This window comes from Streptomyces albiaxialis, assembly GCF_039530985.1.
Taxonomy (GTDB): Bacteria; Actinomycetota; Actinomycetes; order Streptomycetales; family Streptomycetaceae; genus Streptomyces; species Streptomyces albiaxialis.
This window is the reverse complement of sequence record NZ_BAAAPE010000016.1, coordinates 474,072-489,217: the sequence shown is the minus strand read 5'-3', so window position 1 is coordinate 489,217 and position 15,146 is coordinate 474,072. Positions and strand designations below refer to the sequence as shown.

Sequence of the window (15,146 nt, the reverse complement as noted above, 5' to 3'; positions counted from 1 at the left end):
GTGACGGCCGGGAGAGAAGTACGGCGGGGCAAGGACGCGATGACCGTCGAGATCGGGTACGCGTTGGTGTCCGGGGGTTTTCTGGGCGGGGTCGCCTTCGGGGTCGTGGTGGCGCCGTTGCTGGTGTGGTCGCCGTCCGGTTCCGCCAAGTCGGTTCTGGTGGAGGCGGGGTGCGCGGTGGGCGGGCTGGTGGCGCTCGCCTGGGTCGTGCGGGTGCTGGTGCGGTTCGACCGCGAGCGTCGGCTGGGGGACTGACGCGGAGCGTCGTCAGGGCTCGCGGTGGACCTTCGTGTTGGAGGCCTGGGCGCGGGGGCGGACGACGAGGAGGTCGATGTTGACGTGGCTGGGGCGGGTGACCGCCCAGGCGATGGTGTCGGCGACGTCGTCGGCGGTCAGCGGCTCGGCCACGCCCGCGTAGACCTTCCCCGCCTTCTCCTCGTCCCCGCGGAAGCGGGTGAGCGCGAACTCCTCGGTCTTGACCATGCCGGGCGCCACCTCGATCACCCGGACCGGGGTGCCGACGATCTCCAGGCGGAGGGTCTCGGCCAGGACGTGCTCGGCGTGCTTCGCGGCGACGTAGCCGCCCCCGCCCTCGTAGGTACCGTGGCCCGCCGTGGAGGAGAGGACCACCACCGTCCCGTCGCCGCTCGCGGTGAGCGCGGGGAGCAGGGCCTGGGTGACGTTGAGGGTGCCGAGGACGTTCGTCTCGTACATCCGCCGCCAGTCCTCCGGGTCCCCGGCGGCGACGGTGTCGGCGCCGAGCGCGCCGCCCGCGTTGTTGACCAGGACGCCGACCGTGCGGAACGCGCCCGCGAACTCCTCGACCGCGGCCCGGTCCGTCACGTCCAGCGGATACGCCTTGGCCTGGTGCCCCGCCGCGTTGATCTCCTCGGCGAGCGCCTCGATGCGCTCCTCCCGGCGGGCGGTCAGCACGACCCGGTATCCGGCGGCCGCGAGCTGCCGCGCCGTGGCGGCACCGATGCCGCTGCTGGCTCCGGTGACGACGGCGATACGGGACGCGGCAGGGGGCACGTCGGCGGCCATGGGGCTGCTCCTCGGTCGTACGGGTCCGGGCCGCCACGGGAGGCGGCCCGGACCAACCTTATGCACCCCCTGCGCCGGGGCCTCTCCGGGGACCTCGGTCTCAGGGGCGGTGGCCGAGGACGAGGTTGCCCGGGGTGGGCGGGGCGGGCGTGGTGTAGAAGTCGAGGACGGCGGCGTGCCACTCCGCCGTGGACAGGGCGCCGTCGCCGTCGGTGTCCATCGCCGCGAACGCCTCCGCCGCGTCCGCCGCGCTCTGCCCCATCGCCACCTGCCCCGCGGTGAACTCGCCCAGGCTGACCGTCCCGTCGCCGTCCGCGTCGATCAGCGCGAGGTGCGCGGCGACGGACGGCCCGACCAGGTCCGCGAGGCCGCCCTCGGCGCGGGCGCGGGCCAGCGCGGCGACGAAGGCCGCCTCGGTCAGCGCGCCCTCGCCAGCCGACCTGCCTTCCCCGGCGGGCCCGGCGTCCCCGGCGTCCCCGGCGTCCCCGGCGGACACGCCGTACCCGGCGGACGCGCCCTCCGCGGCCGAAGCGCCCTCCGCGCCGATGATGCCGGCCCCCGCGGTTGTGCCGTCCCCGGCCGACGCGTCCTCCCCCGCGCGACCGCCCTCCCCCGCCGCGCCGCCGTCCGCGAGGGCGACGAGGCCCTCCCACATGTGGCGGGCTCCCGCGCGCAGGTCCCGTGCGCGGGGCGCGTCGTCCGGCACCCGCAGGGCCCGCGTCAGGCGTACGGCGCGCGCGTCGAAGTCCTCGGCGGTGACGCGGCCGTCCCCGTCGGTGTCGTGCTGCCGGAAGCGGTGCATGTACTTGGCGCGCAGTGCCTCGTCGTCGGTGATTCCGCTGGTCAAGTCGGGCTCCTCACGGTCGCGGGCTCGATCACGGGGACGCTACCCACGCCCGCGGCCCGTGGCCGCCAACCTCACTCGTCATGAGGATTCGCCGGTGCCGGGGGTGACGCGCCCTCGTCCCACCCTCCGTGCTCCCGTGCGCGGGGTGCTGCGCCCGGGCCGGTCCGCCCCCGTGGCCCGCACGGTGGTGGGGAGCGGGAGCGGACAGCCGCCGAGGCCGAAGAGCGAGGGGGAACACCGTGATCCACGTCAGCGAGACCGTCGCCCTGCAGACCGTCGAGGACTTCCTCACCGAGGAGGAGTCCGCGCAGCTCGTCAAGATCATGGACCTGGAGCTGGGCGCCTCCGGGTGGCGGCCCCGGCACCAGGCCGACGTCCTGCCCGCGCCCGCCGCCGCGCTCCAGATCCTCCACCAGGCGACCGAGCGCGCGCTCCCCGCCGTCCGGCGCACCATGCCCTCGATCACCGCCGCGCTCCGCTGGGGCTACACCGAGCTGCGCCCCGGCGACCGCGTCCCCACGCACCTCGACGGCATCCCGGACCCGGGGAGCGCGCCGCGCCGGATCGGCCGTATCGGCGTCACCCTCACCGACGCGGAGGAGGGCGGCGTCTTCTACGTCGCGACGACGTCGAGCGGGACGCCGTGGACCGCGCGCGTGCTGCGCCCGGACGACGGGTACCAGGCCGGTACGCCGCTCGCGCGCAGCCTCCCGCACGAAGCCGCGTACGTACGCGAGCACCTCGGGGAGTCCTCCTGGATCGCCGAGACGCCCAAGTCCCACTGGCACACCGACGCCCCCGCCCGTACGGCCGTCGCCTACGGGGCGCAGCTCATGCACGGCGTGACGCCCGTACGGCGCGGCATGGTGCGGAAGTTCGTCGCCGACCTGGCCGACGGGGCGCCGCCCGACGCCGCTTCCTGACCCCGGCCCGGACGGCCGACCCCGGACGGCCGACCCGGACGGCCGCCGCCGGGGTCCGTCACCGTCATGCGGCATCCTGGGGCCCATGACCGCGAGAGGACACATACGCCGCCGTGCCACCGTCACCACCGCCTGTCTGGCGGTGCTCGGTGGCGGCCTCCTCCTGGGGGGCTGCGGCAACGGGGACGACGGAGGGGACGCGCGCCCGGGCAAGGGCAAGGGGGCAGAGGAGACGCGGGAGGCCCGGGCGACGCTCTCCGAGGCGCAGCGCAGCCGCGCGGACCAGATGGTGAGCGTCTTCGAGAACGGCACCACCGAGCCCCAGTACGCCTACGCGGAGAATCTCGGCGACGGCCGCGGCGTCACCGCGGGCCGCATCGGCTTCACCACCAGCGACGGCGACGCCCTCACGGTCGTACGGGCGTACGCCAAGGCCGTGCCCGGCAATCCGCTGGCCCGCTTCGTGCCCGAGCTGGAGCGGCTGCGGAAGGCCAACAGCGAGGACACCGAGGGCCTGCCGGAGGAGCGGTACGTCGCGGCGTGGAAGCGGGCGGCGAAGGACGAGGAGTTCCGCGAGATCCAGGACCGCCAGATCGACCGGCGCTACTACGACCCGGCCATGCGCGAGGCCGACCGGGTGGGTCTGAAGACGCCCCTGGCCCGCGCGGAGCTGTACGACACGGCGGTGCAGCACGGCGCGGGCCACGACCCCGACAGCCTGCACGCGCTGGTCCGCCGCACCACGAAGAAGGCCGGTACGGTCGCCGAGGCGGGCGAGAAGAAGTGGCTCGACACCTTCCTCTCCACCCGCGCGGCCAACCTCCGCTCGCCGTCCAACGAGGCCACCGCCGACGAGTGGAAGAAGTCCGTCGACCGGGTCGAGGCCTTCCGCCGCCTCGCCGACGACGGCAACTACGACCTGGACGGGCCGTACGAGCTGAAGGCGTTCGGCGGGACCTACGACGTCAAGTGATCACGCGTGGTGCACGAGGTGCTTGATCTGCTGGAACTCCGCCAGCGCCCGGGGCCCGTTGAGCCGCCCCACGCCGCTCTGCTTGAAGCCGCCCTCCTCCATCTGGTCGCGGATGACGGCCCAGGAGTTGGTCCACACAGTGCCCGCGTCGATGCGCCGCGCCACCCGCAGCGGGCGGTCCACGTCCCGGCTCCAGACGGAGGCCGCCAGCCCGTACGCCGTGGCGTTGGCCCTGCGGACCGCGTCGTCCTCGTCTCCGAAGACCTCGAACGTGGCGACGGGGCCGAAGACCTCGTGCTGCACGAGCGGCGCCGCGAGGTCCTCGACCTCGACCAGTGAGGGCCGCAGCAGCGCGTCGGCGCCCTCGGCGTGCAGGAGACCGCCGCGCACGAGGATCTTCCCGTACGTCCCGGCGTCGGCGACCAGCGCGTCGATCCGCTCGGCCTGCGCGCGGTCCACGACCGGGCCCATGCCGGTGCCGGGGTGGTCGCCGGGCCCCGGGCGTACGGCCTCCAGCGCGGCGGCCAGCCGGGCGCGCAGCTCGTCGGCGATGCCCGCCTGGGCGAGGACGCGGCTGCCCGCCATGCAGAACTGGCCGCCGAACGTGGTGACGGCGGCGGTGAGCACCGGCACCGCCGCGTCGAGGTCGGCGTCGTCGAAGACCAGCATCGGCGACTTGCCGCCCAGCTCCAGCACGCACGGCTTCACGCGCCGCGCGGCCTCGGCCATGATGGCGCGGCCCACCGCCGTCGAGCCGGTGTAGCTGACGACGTCGGTGCCGGGGTCGGAGACGAGCAGCGGGGCGCCCTCGTTCCCGGACTCGGTGAACGCGTTGAGGACGCCGGGCGGCAGGGACGCGGTGGCCGCGACGATCTCGTACAGCAGCCCGTTGGTGAGCGCCGTCTGCGCGGGCATCTTCATCGCGACCGTGCAGCCCGCGGCGAGCGCCGGGGCGAAGGAGCGGACGGCGAGGACGACGGGCGCGTTCCACGGGACGATGACGCCGGCCACGCCGAGCGGCTGATGCAGCGTCATGGAGTAGCTGCCGGGGGCCATTTCGCCCGCGCGGCCCGCGTCGGTCAGGGCCAGCGCCGCGTTATAGCGCAGCTTGGGGATCGCGTCGCCGACCTCCAGTTCGGCGTCCGCGCGCTTCTTGCCCTGCTCGCGGGAGAGGAGCGCGACCAGCTCCGCGCGCCGCGCGTCCATACGGTCGGCCAGCTCCAGCAGCGCGCGGGAGCGCAGCGTCCGGTCGCGGGCCCAGCCGGTGCCCGGGTCGTCGAAGGCGCGGCGGGCCGCCGCGACCGCGGCGCGGGCGACGCCCTCGTCGGCGTCCGCGAAGGTGCCGATGACCTCGCCGGTCGCGGGCGCGTACGTATCACCCGCGCGGGGTCCGTCCCGCCAGGCGCCGTCGATCAGATTGCGTACGTGCGGAACATCCGGATGAGCCATCGCCCGCCTCCTCGGTCGCGCCCGGTCGCGCCCGGTCGCGCACTGGGCCGACGGCACCGTCGCACCGCCGGCACCGCTTGGGAAGGGGGCGAGGCGGCGCTCCGGCGCCTCCGGCACTCCAGTGCCTCCGGCGCTCCCGGCTACTCGAAGCGGTCGGTCGGGCCCGCGCCGCGGCGGACGATCTCGGCCTCGCCGGAGGAGAAGTCGATCACCGTCGTGGGCTCGGTGCCACAGTCGCCCGAGTCCAGGACGGCGTCCACGGAGTGGTCGAGGCGGTCCTTGATCTCCCAGCCCTGCGTCATCGGCTCCTCCTCGCCGGGCATCAGCAGCGTGCTCGACAGCAGCGGCTCACCGTATTCGCGCAGGAGGGCCTGGGTGACGACGTGGTCCGGGATGCGGACGCCCACGGTCTTCTTCTTCGGGTGCTGGAGCTGGCGCGGGACCTCGCGGGAGGCGGGGAGGATGAACGTGTAGCGGCCGGGCGTGGCCGCCTTCACCGCGCGGAACACGTCGTTGTCGAGCTGCACGAAGCGGCCGAGCTGCGCGAAGTCCTGGCAGACGAGCGTGAAGTGATGACGGTCGTCGAGGTCGCGGATCGACCGGATCCGGTCCACGCCCTCGCGGTTGCCGACGCGGCAGCCGAGCGCGTAGCACGAGTCCGTCGGGTAGGCGATGAGGGCGGAGTCGCGGAGGCTCTCGGCGACCGCGCCGATGATCCTCTGCTGGGGGTTCACGGGGTGCACGTCGTAGTACTTCGCCATCCGCCGAGCGTACGGGAGCGGGTCCGCGTACGTACGGGTAAGGTTCGCGCCCCCTCGCCGCGCCGCGCGCGGGGCGGCCATACTGGACCCGTCCGCGACCCCCCACAGATCGACGTCATGCCGAAGACCAGTTCCTCCTCACCCGCCGTCCCCGACACGATGTGGCTGGGACACGGGCGCCACCTCGGGCCCTCGCCCGAGCAGGACGTCCGACGCAATCTGATCGCGCTCCAGGCCGCCGGAGTGATCGACGGCTTCCTCGGCCTCACCCCCGCCGAGGCCGCCTCGTCGGCCGTCGGCGGCCTCGCCGACCCGTTCGACGGCGAGGACGGCGCGCCCGTGCTCGACCCCTCGTGCCGGCAGGTCTTCGAGGCCCGCTGGCGCGTGGACGACGAGGTGACGGTGCGTGCGCAGTTGGCCACGTACGAGGTCGCGGAGCGGCGCAGGCACGGCGAGGCCGTGGCGTGGGTGCTGGCCGCGGAGGCCGCCGGGCGGCCCTGGGACCCGCGGTGGCCCTCCCCCGCCACGATGTTCTGGCCGGACAGCGACAGCACCGAGTGGGACCACGACGTGGTGACGGGCCCCCGGCTGCGGCTCACGCACCGGCTGCCCGAGGACGACAAGGAGATGCGGCGGCTGCTGAAGGAGTGCTCGCGGCAGAGCTGGAGCATCCACGTCGTCATCCACGAGGCGATGACGCCCGACGCGCGGGGCCGCCGCCCGGTCACGCTCTTCCTGCCGCCGGGCCTGCGCCACCGCGTGGTGGAGCACCGGGCGTCGCCGGAGCAGTCGCAGATCGTGAACTGGGCGCTGAAGGACCTGCGCGTCAGCGTCCCGCGCGGCGGGGCGGTCGTACTGCCCTCGACGCCCGCCCCTCCGGGGTACGACGCGGACGGCTTCACCGTGCGCAACGTCTTCCTCGACGGCACCGAGCCGACGGAGCTGATCGGGAAGATCACCGCGTACGCGGCGCTGCCCCGCGCCCTCTCCCCCGAGGCGGAGCAGGCCGTGCACCTCCTGCGGAACCGCTGGCACCTCCTCACGCCCGACGAGGAGCTGGAACGCGCCCGGGGCCTCGTCGGCCGCTACGCGGACGCGCTCGCCGCCACGGCCGCCGCCCGCGACGCGTACCGCGAGGAGGCCGAGCAGGCCCGCGCCGCCCTGGCCGCGGCGGGCACGGCCCCGGACGGTACGGCAGGACAGGCGCCGCCGCCGGACAGCACGCCCCGAAGCGGCCTCACCCAGGTCTTCGGCCGCCTCAGAGACGCCGCCAAACGCCCACCCCACCAGTGACCCCGCACCGGCGGCGCGCCCTCATGAGCCGTCCGCGTCCCTGACGAAGAGGATTCCGTCGACGTCGGCCAATCGGTCCGGGTCGAGCGGGGCGTAGCCGTGATAGGGCGATTCGCGGCGGCGACGGGCGATCCGGCGGGGCCCGACTCCCCGAGCAGCGCGGCCAGTCGGGGCGCGGCGACGAGGAGGCGATCCGTCGGGAGCGCGTACAGGAGCCCCTCGACGGTGTCCGGCGGCGGCGCCCCCACCCCGTGGCGCGGAAGCGTGCCGAGGGCCGTGGCCAGGACGGCGTACCGCTCGCCCAGGTGGGCGTGCGCGAGCGCCCCGGCACCCCACCACTCCAGCGGCAGGCCGCCGAGCCGCATCGTGCTTCTGCCGCGCTGCAGATGGCCGTTGTGGGCGCAGCAGGGCGACCGCGGTACGCCCGTATGGCCGCGCGCGGTGCCACTCGTCCCACCCGTCCCCCGCGTCCGGCGTGACCGGATGCGGGGGGACCCACGTGTCGAGCGGTGCCACCATCTCGTCCGCGAGCAGCCGCAACTCCCGGGCCTCCGGCGTCCGTCCGGCGGACCGGGCCGGGTCGCGCACGGCGCCGGGCCCGGTCCACCGGCCGTCGGCGCCGAGCAGCCGGTCGAGGGACTCCGCCGTGCAGGGGAGCGGCTCGGTGGCGACGCGGCGGCGAGCAGCGCGGCCTCGCCGTGGACGGGCTCCCCAGGGGGCTACCGCACCTACACCCCGCTGCACGCGCGTGCCCTGCGCGCGCTCGGACTGCGACGGCGGTGACGCACGCGGTGAACGGGGTCGCGGACGGGGACGGGAACGAGCGAGGGGGCGTGGCACTCGCCGGGGAGGCGTTCCGTCTCCCCGACGAGTGCCACGCCCAGCTCCTCGACGACCGGCGGACGCTCCGGGCCGCGGAGAACGCGCTGCGCGCCGGCGGCGACGGCGACGGCATCCGCACGGACCGTAAATCCGGGTGCCCCTTCCCGGTGGCGCCGGTAGCGTGCCCGGTCATGACGACTGACCTGGTACGCCCTCCTCTGCAGGCAGACGAACGCACCGCGCTCCTCGGCTGGCTGGACCTCCAGCGGCGGATACTCCGCTGGAAGTGCGAGGGACTGAGCGACGAGGACGCGCACCGCGCGGTCGTCCCGACCTCGCCCGCCATGACGATGGCGGGGCTCATCTCGCACATGCGCTGGACCGAACACACCTGGCTGGAGGTGCTGTTCCTCGGCGGCGACGAGAAGCGGAACCCGGCGTTCGACGAGAGCGACGAGGACGCCGACTGGCGCACCGGCGGGCGCCCCCTCGCCGAGCTGCTCGCGGAGTACGAGGCGCAGTGCGCCCGCAGCGACGAGATCGTCGCCGCGGCCTCCCTCGACGACGTCGGCGCCCCGCACCCGCGCTTCCGCTCCAGCAACGCCAACCTCCGCTGGATGCTGATCCATCTCGTCGAGGAGACCGGACGGCACGCGGGCCACGCGGACATCGTCCGGGAGCTGCTCGACGGCACGAAGGGCTATTACTAGAGGTGCCCGGTACGAGCTTCCGGCTGGCGGCGTACGCGGTGTGCGTCGAGGACGGGCGCGTGCTGCTCGCCCGGCACGTCCCGGCGGACGGCGAGAGCAACTGGACCCTTCCGGGCGGGCGGGTCGAGCACGGGGAGGACCCGTTCGACGCGGTGATCCGGGAGGTGGCCGAGGAGACGGGCTGCGAGGCGGCGGTCGAACGGCTGCTGGGCGTGGACTCCCGGCTGATCCCCGCCGCCGAGCGTGCCGTCCCCGGCGGGGGCGACCACCAGAACGTCGGCGTCTTCTACGGAGTCCGGATCACCGGCGGCACGCTCCGGCCCGAACCGGGCGGCGCGGTCGCCGAGTCCGTCTGGACCCCGCTCCCCGATGTCGCGGCCCTGCGCCGCTCCTCCCTGGTCGACGTCGGCCTCGCGCTGGCCCGCACCCGCCCGCCGACCGGCCATGTGGCGACGGTCCCGGTCGGCGGCCTGGTCCAGCACTGAGACGCGAGCGGGCCGGGCGGGCCGGGCCGGGTCAGCCGCCCGTCTCCTCCTCCAGCAGCGCGCGGGTCGCGGGGCCGTAGACGCCGGAGGGCTCGTCGATCGCGCGGGCCCGCTGGAAGCGGCCGACGGCCTCGCTGACGTCGGCGGAGTAGTGGCCGTCCGCCGAGCCGAGATAGAGGTAGAGCTTCTGGAGGCGCCGCTGAAGGTCGGCCACGCCGGGGCCGCGGCTGCCCCGCGCGAGGGCGCCTCCCCCGTGCCCCGGCCGGGAGGGCCGGTCCGGGCGGTCGGAACGGTGCCGCCGTACGGGCTCGCCCGTGGCGCGCTCGGCGGGCGTGGCGGAGGGCGGGCCGGACGGCGTGGCGCCGGTGGGCGCGGTGGCCGGGCCCGTGGAAGGGCCGCCGGACGGCGTGGCGGGCGCGGTGCGGGAGGGCCCTGGCGACGGGCGTGACACCGGGGAGGCGGAAGCGGCGGTCTCCGGGGACGCCGAGGGCTCGGGCGCGGTACGGGGCGCGCGGCCCGCCTCCCGTTCCGTGCCGCCGCCCGGGGAGTACGTCCCGTAGACGATCACGGCGGCGCTGCCCCCGATCGCCAGCGCGGTCGCGAACAGCCAGGGGGCACGGCGGCCGGACGGCGGCCGACGCCGCGCGCGGATTCCGCGCGGGGCACGGGAGTTGCGCCGCTCCACTTTCTCCGGGGCGGTGTTTTCCGGGGCGGCATTCTTCGCGTCTGCTTTCACCCCGCCGGATCCCGGCCCTGCGAATTCTTCCTCGCTCTCGAATGCGTCCGGCGACCCGAAGGATTCCGCGGTCGCGAAAGACGCGGCGGACTCGAAGAGTTCGAGGGATCTACGGTCGAGAGGCGCGGGTCCCTCGGCCGCCGATATGTGTCCGAACACCGGGTCGGCGGGCGACAAGGCGCAGCCGCACGTCCGCGCACGGCCTCCGTCCTGGACGGCGCCGCACAGCTCGCACTGCTCGTGCTGCCCGCACTGCCCACGCTGCTGTGAGTCCAACGTCCTTCGGCTCCCGGAAATCGTCTCCCTGTCGAGGAGAAAAGCGTAGCCTCGCGGATTCTTAAGAGAAGCTCATCCGGTCCTTAAGGGTCCCTGCGCACGGGCTTCTTCCGTGGCCGGGGCCGTTTCCGCGTCCTACTCTTCCGAAGGCCGGCAGACACGAGGGGGACAGCGGAATGAGCAGCGCGGGACACCATGACGAGGCGGACGCCGACAATGGGGCCGAGGTGATGCACTTTTCGCCGCGCGATCCCTCACCCGGAGTTTCCGAGTCCCGTGTTTCCGAGGTGGGCGCCTGCGGATACTGCGGGCGGCAGATCTCGCAGCCGACGGGGTGGGGCTGGCAGGCGTTCTGCCCCGACAACGGGGGCGCCTGCGAAAGGGCCGCGGCGGCGCAGCGCAGCCGTAACCGCAACTCCCCCGGTCTCACCGGACAGGTCGCGCTCGTCTGGGACATCGTCGAGCGGCTGCAGGAGGCCGGCGAGAACCTCGCGGTCTCCCTCACCTCGGGGCTCAGCGTCGCCGGGGTCGAGCAGGCCCTCGCGCAGCAGCGCGCGGAGACCGCGGCCGAGGTCGCGCTGGCCCACGCGGACCGCGACGCCGCACGCCAGGAGGCCGCGCAGGCCTGGGAGAAGGCCGCGGAGGCGGCGCGCCGCGCGGAGAGCCAGGAGCAGGCGAACGAGCTGCTGGCCGAGGCCAACGAGCAGTTGCGCACGGAGCACGCGCACGCCGCCGAGCAGCAGGAGCAGGCCAGGAGCACCGCGCAGGAGGCCTCCGCCCGTGCCGCCCAGGCGCTCTCCGAGCGGGACCACCTCATCCAGCAGGTGCAGAACCTCGGGGCCGCGCTGGAGGAGGCCCGCGTGGAGGTGACGCACGCCCGTTCCCGTATCGGCGATCTGCAGACCTCCCTTCAGGTCGCCCTGAGCGAGACCGCCGCGGCGGAGCGGGAGGCCGAGCAGACGCGTCAGCGGTGGACGGCGTCCCAGGAGGAGAACCGCGTTCATCTCCTCGCGCTGGAGGAGGCGCGGGAGGCGACGGACACGGCCGAGAACGCCCGTAAGCGGCTCGACGCGGAAGCGGCCCAGCTCCGCCAGCAGAACGCCCAACTGCGCGGCGAACTCAACCAGTCCCTCGTGGCCGCCGAGGACGCGGCCGCCGCGGAGGAGGACGCCCGGCGGCGGCTCCAGGAGGAGCAGGCCCGTTCCCAGACCCTCCAGCGGACCCTCGGCGAGAAGCACGCGGTCCTGGCCGCGCTGAACACCGAGCTGGAGGCCGCGCGCGCCGAGGCCGAACGCGCGCGCACCCGGATCGACCAGATCACCCGCCAGGCCATGGCGGAGGCGTAGCCGTACGGCAGCCGTAGGCATAGCCGCAGCCGCAGCCGCAGCCGCACCGCCGCAGCCGCCGCCGGTCCTGAGCGGGATGACGTACGTCGTCCGGCCGGTGCGATCATGGCGCGTGATGAGCACCGAAGACGTGACGCCGCCCGAAGAGGAGCGCTGGCCGGACGTGCCCGGCGACACGGCGCTGACCCTCAAGGTCCCGGAGGCCGATCCGCTCGTACGGGCCGGGTTCCCCGCGCATGTGACGGTGCTCTACCCGTTCCTCCACGAGAGCCGCCTCGACGCGGCGGCGCGCGGCGAGCTGGCCGCGCTCCTCGCGGAGCACGAGTCGTTCACGCTGACGTTCGGCGAGTTCGGGCGCTGGCCCGGCGTGCTCTATCTCGACCCGTGGCCGCACGCCCCGGTGACGGCGCTGACCAAGGACCTCACCCGGCGCTGGCCCGAGGCCGTCCCGTACCGGGGCCTCTTCGGCGCGGGCCTCGCCCCGCACCTGACGCTCGCGAACAGCGAGGGGCCCGCGACGCAGGACGCCGCGTAAGACGCGCTGGAGGCCGAGTTGAGGCCCCGGCTCCCGTTCGCCGCGTACGTCCGCGACGTCCACCTCATCGTCTGGGACGGCCGGAGCTGGCGGGACGACGCCGCGTTCCCCCTCGCGCGCTGACGGGGCCCGGCCCGCCGTCTCCTAGGGTCGCCCCATGACGCGAACCACCCCGCCGCGCCCGCTCGACTGATCGGCTTCGCCCAGCTCCACCGCCGCGACCTCCCGGACCTGCCGCCGGGGCCGCCCGGCTGCGATCTGCTCCAGCTCTTCTGGTGCCCGTTCGACCGCCACGGCAGGACCGGGTACGGGATGTCGCTGGAGGCCCGCTGGCGCGCCGCGGCCGAGGTGACCGACGTGCTCGCCGACCCGCCCCGCCCGCCGGTCGTCGGCTTCGAGGGCTACGTGCCCGAGCCCTGCGTCCTGCACCCCGAACAGGTGCGCACCTACCCCTTCGCCGGTCTCCTCCCGGAGGAGCTGCGCGAGCGGATATACGCCTGGGAGGACCAGCTTGAGGAGGAGGGAGAGGAAGACGAGGAAGACGAGGGGGAGTACGCGGGGGCGGGCGGAACGGCCGGGTCCGTCGGCTACCAGTACGACCTGTCCATCCCGCCCGGCTGGCGCGTCGGCGGCTATGCCTCCTGGCACACGACGGACCCCGCCCGCATGGACTGCGCGTCCTGCGCGACGCCCATGGAGCTGCTGCTCACCGTCGACAGCTCCGAGTGGGACGGCGGCAGCGCGAGCTGGCGCCCGGTCGAGGAGGCGGGCCTCCACCCCCACCCGCACGCCGTGCCGACCCAGGTGATCGTGGGCCGCGCGGGCGAACTCAACCTCTTCGCCTGCCCCTCCGACCCCGCCCACCCGCACCGCTGGAGCATCCAGTGACGCCGAACAGGCCGCCGGAGAGACGGCCGGACAGACCGTCGACAGGCCCTAGGGTGGCCCGTCATGGACCGTCTCACCGATGACCTGCCGTTGCTGGAGCTGCTGTGCGCGGCTGACGAAGTGCGGGTCCCCGGCGCACACGAGTCGTCGGGCCCGCACGAGAAAGCCCCCGACGCGGTCGTGGACACCTACGTGATCGACGGCGGCCGGCTGCTCCTCACCCTCTGGCGCGGCCGGCTGCACGAGGTGATCCACCAGACCCCGGCGGAGTCCGCGGAGGCCGCGGCGCGGCGCAACGACCGGCTGTTCGCGCACTACGGCCAGGGCGAGGGCTGGACCGAGATCCTCGACAACGGTTTCGGCAAGACCTATCGCCGCACCGACCAGCAGCGGTACGCGCTGTGGAGCTACGCGATGGACATCACGACCTTCGGCACGATGGACTTCCACCAGGTCAAGTGGTAGCCGCCTAGGCTTCCCCCGGAACCCCGACCCGTCCCCGACCCCGCACCCCGCACCCCGCACCCCGCACCCCGCACCCGACAGACCCAGGAGCGCACCCCGTGTCCGAGACCGTGCCGGAACACCCGTACCCCGACAGCACCGCACCCGGCGGAAAGCCCGCGCCGCACGAGCTGCTCGCCCCCGTGGCGGGGCTGCTGGGCACCTGGGACGGGCGGGGCCAGGGCACGTATCCGACGCTCGCGGAGGACTTCTCGTACGCGCAGGAGGTCACCTTCAGCCACGACGGCCGCCCCTTCCTCCGGTACGAGGCGCGCGCCTGGCTGCTCGACGCCGACGGGGCGCCGCTGCGTCCCTCGGCCCGGGAGAGCGGCTGGTGGCGAGTGCAGCCCGGCGGGCGGGTGGAGGCGCTGATCACCCAGCCGACGGGCGTCGCGGAGATCGCCGTCGGCGAGGCGGCCGGGGGAACCGTCGAACTCGCGTCGCACGAGGTGGCGCTGACCCCCACGGCCAAGGACGTCGAGGCCACCCGGCGGCACTACACCTGGGACGGCGAGGGAACGCTCGACTTCGTCCATCACCTCGCCGCGGTCGGCCAGCCGCTCCAGCAGCACCTCACGGCCCGCCTGCGCCGCCGCCCCTGAACCCCCCGCTCCCGCAGGAACCGGTCCCGGCGCGCGTTCCTGCACGCCCACGCTGCGTACGACACGCGGCAGTTCACTCGATGCGCTGCACTTCGCCGCCCTTCCGCGCGCGTCCGTGCGTGCGGGGTAGGGGGGATCCGTACGACCGTTGCCGAGCGGAACGGCGGATCGTGGCCTCCTCCCTCTCTCCCGCATCCCGCGCGCCGGGCGGTCCCGGCGCCTTCGAACCCGAGGACCGGCGGCGGCTCGCGCGGGCCGTGGACCGCGCCCGGGAGGCGCTGGCCCGGCCTCCCGAGGCGCTGCTTCCCGCCGCGCTGCGCGGGGGCCGGGCGGGGCGGGTGCTGGTGGGGCGGTGCGGCTTCGCGCACCACGCGCTGCTGCTCTTCCCCTCGACGGCGCGCGCGGCGCTCGCCGCGTTCGCCGAGGCGGGGCTGGACCCCGCGCGGCCGGTGCCGAGCGTCGTGGTCAAGGAGCGGCTGGCGGCACGGTACGGGCTGGAGCCCGGGCGCTGCGAGGTGTGGGTCACCCGCCTGCTCCTCACGGGGCCTGACGCCGCGCGGGGTCGGCCCGCCGTCGAGGCGTTCCTCTTTCCCCGTTCCTGCGCGGCGCTCGACGCGCGGATCGTCCGCGAGGAGCGGCGGCGCGGACTGGAGGACCACACGGCGTTCTCGGTCGCCGGGCCGGACGAGCGGATGCTGGAGGCGCTCCTCGACGCGCTGGACGGGTCCGCGCTCTGCTGGGAGGGCGGCGGATACAACCCGCACGAGGGCCCGTACGGCAGCACCGTCCTGTACTTCGTCGGTACGGAAGGCGGTACGGAAGGCGGCGCCCTGCGGCGCTGGGAGCTGAGCTGCCCCGGCGACTTCCGGGCGGTGACGGAGCGCCACCCGGTCGACGCCGGGGCCGTGGCCCGCGCCTACGCGGCGTCCGCGCGCCCACGGTGAGCGGGCGG

Annotated in this window: 18 protein-coding genes and 1 pseudogene; 13 read left to right on the top strand and 6 right to left on the bottom strand. The window is 75.0% G+C overall.

Features of this window, described 5'->3' with window-relative positions; all coding sequences use genetic code 11:
- Positions 1 to 255 (top strand): DUF6332 family protein, encoded by a 255-nt coding sequence (locus ABD343_RS33820; RefSeq protein WP_344533783.1) that lies wholly within the window; start codon positions 1 to 3, stop codon positions 253 to 255.
- A gap of 12 nt (positions 256 to 267) precedes the next feature.
- On the opposite strand, the gene ABD343_RS33815 is transcribed toward ABD343_RS33820, so the two are convergent.
- Together ABD343_RS33815 and ABD343_RS33810 are read right to left on the bottom strand one after the other, a co-directional pair.
- Positions 268 to 1,044, bottom strand: coding sequence for an SDR family NAD(P)-dependent oxidoreductase (locus ABD343_RS33815; protein WP_344533781.1), 777 nt, complete (start codon positions 1,042 to 1,044; stop codon positions 268 to 270).
- Between the two features lie 100 nt (positions 1,045 to 1,144).
- Positions 1,145 to 1,891, bottom strand: coding sequence for a hypothetical protein (locus ABD343_RS33810; protein WP_344533779.1), 747 nt, complete (start codon positions 1,889 to 1,891; stop codon positions 1,145 to 1,147).
- Between the two features lie 239 nt (positions 1,892 to 2,130).
- On the opposite strand from ABD343_RS33810, the gene ABD343_RS33805 reads away from it, so the two are divergent.
- Entirely contained in the window at positions 2,131 to 2,814 is a 684-nt protein-coding gene (locus ABD343_RS33805; RefSeq protein WP_344533777.1) for a hypothetical protein, read from the top strand.
- Between the two features lie 85 nt (positions 2,815 to 2,899).
- On the top strand, positions 2,900 to 3,787 hold the full coding sequence (locus tag ABD343_RS33800; protein WP_344533775.1) for a chitosanase: 888 nt from the start codon (positions 2,900 to 2,902) through the stop codon (positions 3,785 to 3,787).
- On the opposite strand, the gene ABD343_RS33795 is transcribed toward ABD343_RS33800, so the two are convergent.
- Positions 3,788 to 5,236, bottom strand: a complete 1,449-nt coding sequence (locus ABD343_RS33795) for an aldehyde dehydrogenase family protein (RefSeq protein ID WP_344533774.1) — start codon at positions 5,234 to 5,236, stop codon at positions 3,788 to 3,790.
- A 140-nt stretch (positions 5,237 to 5,376) separates the two neighbouring features.
- Positions 5,377 to 5,997 carry an L-threonylcarbamoyladenylate synthase gene (locus ABD343_RS33790; RefSeq protein WP_344533772.1) on the bottom strand — a complete coding sequence of 207 codons (621 nt, stop codon included), beginning with the start codon at positions 5,995 to 5,997 and terminating at the stop codon, positions 5,377 to 5,379.
- A gap of 117 nt (positions 5,998 to 6,114) precedes the next feature.
- Here ABD343_RS33790 and ABD343_RS33785 point away from each other — a divergent pair, with 117 nt between their 5' ends.
- Positions 6,115 to 7,290 (top strand): hypothetical protein, encoded by a 1,176-nt coding sequence (locus tag ABD343_RS33785; protein ID WP_344533771.1) that lies wholly within the window; start codon positions 6,115 to 6,117, stop codon positions 7,288 to 7,290.
- Positions 7,291 to 7,523: 233 nt separating this feature from the next.
- On the opposite strand, the pseudogene ABD343_RS41070 reads toward ABD343_RS33785, so the two are convergent.
- A pseudogene (locus tag ABD343_RS41070) lies at positions 7,524 to 7,655 on the bottom strand (erythromycin esterase family protein); the annotation flags it as partial.
- Between the two features lie 118 nt (positions 7,656 to 7,773).
- Between ABD343_RS41070 and ABD343_RS41065 the strand changes: the two are divergent.
- From ABD343_RS41065 to ABD343_RS33770, 3 genes are all read left to right on the top strand, one after another.
- Positions 7,774 to 8,073, top strand: a complete 300-nt coding sequence (locus tag ABD343_RS41065; RefSeq protein WP_425578336.1) for a hypothetical protein — start codon at positions 7,774 to 7,776, stop codon at positions 8,071 to 8,073.
- Positions 8,074 to 8,303: 230 nt separating this feature from the next.
- Entirely contained in the window at positions 8,304 to 8,822 is a 519-nt protein-coding gene (locus ABD343_RS33775; protein ID WP_344533895.1) for a DinB family protein, read from the top strand.
- Positions 8,823 to 8,824: 2 nt separating this feature from the next.
- Positions 8,825 to 9,307: an NUDIX hydrolase gene (locus ABD343_RS33770; RefSeq protein WP_344533770.1), complete on the top strand. Its 483-nt coding sequence runs from the start codon at positions 8,825 to 8,827 to the stop codon at positions 9,305 to 9,307.
- Positions 9,308 to 9,338: 31 nt separating this feature from the next.
- On the opposite strand, the gene ABD343_RS33765 is transcribed toward ABD343_RS33770, so the two are convergent.
- Positions 9,339 to 9,992, bottom strand: a complete 654-nt coding sequence (locus ABD343_RS33765) for a peptidoglycan-binding domain-containing protein (protein ID WP_344533769.1) — start codon at positions 9,990 to 9,992, stop codon at positions 9,339 to 9,341.
- Positions 9,993 to 10,495: 503 nt separating this feature from the next.
- On the opposite strand from ABD343_RS33765, the gene ABD343_RS33760 reads away from it, so the two are divergent.
- The 6 genes from ABD343_RS33760 (at position 10,496) to ABD343_RS33735 (ending at position 15,138) form a co-directional block, all read left to right on the top strand.
- Positions 10,496 to 11,665 carry a coiled-coil domain-containing protein gene (locus ABD343_RS33760; RefSeq protein WP_344533768.1) on the top strand — a complete coding sequence of 390 codons (1,170 nt, stop codon included), beginning with the start codon at positions 10,496 to 10,498 and terminating at the stop codon, positions 11,663 to 11,665.
- 115 nt (positions 11,666 to 11,780) lie between these two features.
- Complete coding sequence (locus ABD343_RS33755) at positions 11,781 to 12,200, top strand: 2'-5' RNA ligase family protein (RefSeq protein WP_344533767.1); 420 nt, start codon at positions 11,781 to 11,783, stop codon at positions 12,198 to 12,200.
- Between the two features lie 312 nt (positions 12,201 to 12,512).
- Positions 12,513 to 13,088, top strand: a complete 576-nt coding sequence (locus ABD343_RS33750) for a hypothetical protein (protein WP_344533766.1) — start codon at positions 12,513 to 12,515, stop codon at positions 13,086 to 13,088.
- Between the two features lie 63 nt (positions 13,089 to 13,151).
- Complete coding sequence (locus ABD343_RS33745; RefSeq protein WP_344533765.1) at positions 13,152 to 13,553, top strand: hypothetical protein; 402 nt, start codon at positions 13,152 to 13,154, stop codon at positions 13,551 to 13,553.
- Positions 13,554 to 13,651: 98 nt separating this feature from the next.
- Positions 13,652 to 14,194: a nitrobindin family protein gene (locus ABD343_RS33740; RefSeq protein WP_344533764.1), complete on the top strand. Its 543-nt coding sequence runs from the start codon at positions 13,652 to 13,654 to the stop codon at positions 14,192 to 14,194.
- 170 nt (positions 14,195 to 14,364) lie between these two features.
- Positions 14,365 to 15,138, top strand: a complete 774-nt coding sequence (locus tag ABD343_RS33735; protein WP_344533763.1) for a hypothetical protein — start codon at positions 14,365 to 14,367, stop codon at positions 15,136 to 15,138.
- Positions 15,139 to 15,146 lie beyond the last annotated feature (8 nt).

Coding starts and splice junctions, on each gene's coding strand:
- ABD343_RS33745 (WP_344533765.1), top strand. CDS start 13,152: ATGGACCGTCTCACCGATGACCTGCCGTTGCTGGAGCTGCTGTGCGCG.
- ABD343_RS33760 (WP_344533768.1), top strand. CDS start 10,496: ATGAGCAGCGCGGGACACCATGACGAGGCGGACGCCGACAATGGGGCC.
- ABD343_RS33785 (WP_344533771.1), top strand. CDS start 6,115: ATGCCGAAGACCAGTTCCTCCTCACCCGCCGTCCCCGACACGATGTGG.
- ABD343_RS33755 (WP_344533767.1), top strand. CDS start 11,781: ATGAGCACCGAAGACGTGACGCCGCCCGAAGAGGAGCGCTGGCCGGAC.
- ABD343_RS41065 (WP_425578336.1), top strand. CDS start 7,774: ATGCGGGGGGACCCACGTGTCGAGCGGTGCCACCATCTCGTCCGCGAG.
- ABD343_RS33795 (WP_344533774.1), bottom strand. CDS start 5,236: ATGGCTCATCCGGATGTTCCGCACGTACGCAATCTGATCGACGGCGCC.
- ABD343_RS33815 (WP_344533781.1), bottom strand. CDS start 1,044: ATGGCCGCCGACGTGCCCCCTGCCGCGTCCCGTATCGCCGTCGTCACC.
- ABD343_RS33750 (WP_344533766.1), top strand. CDS start 12,513: ATGTCGCTGGAGGCCCGCTGGCGCGCCGCGGCCGAGGTGACCGACGTG.
- ABD343_RS33775 (WP_344533895.1), top strand. CDS start 8,304: ATGACGACTGACCTGGTACGCCCTCCTCTGCAGGCAGACGAACGCACC.
- ABD343_RS33790 (WP_344533772.1), bottom strand. CDS start 5,997: ATGGCGAAGTACTACGACGTGCACCCCGTGAACCCCCAGCAGAGGATC.
- ABD343_RS33800 (WP_344533775.1), top strand. CDS start 2,900: ATGACCGCGAGAGGACACATACGCCGCCGTGCCACCGTCACCACCGCC.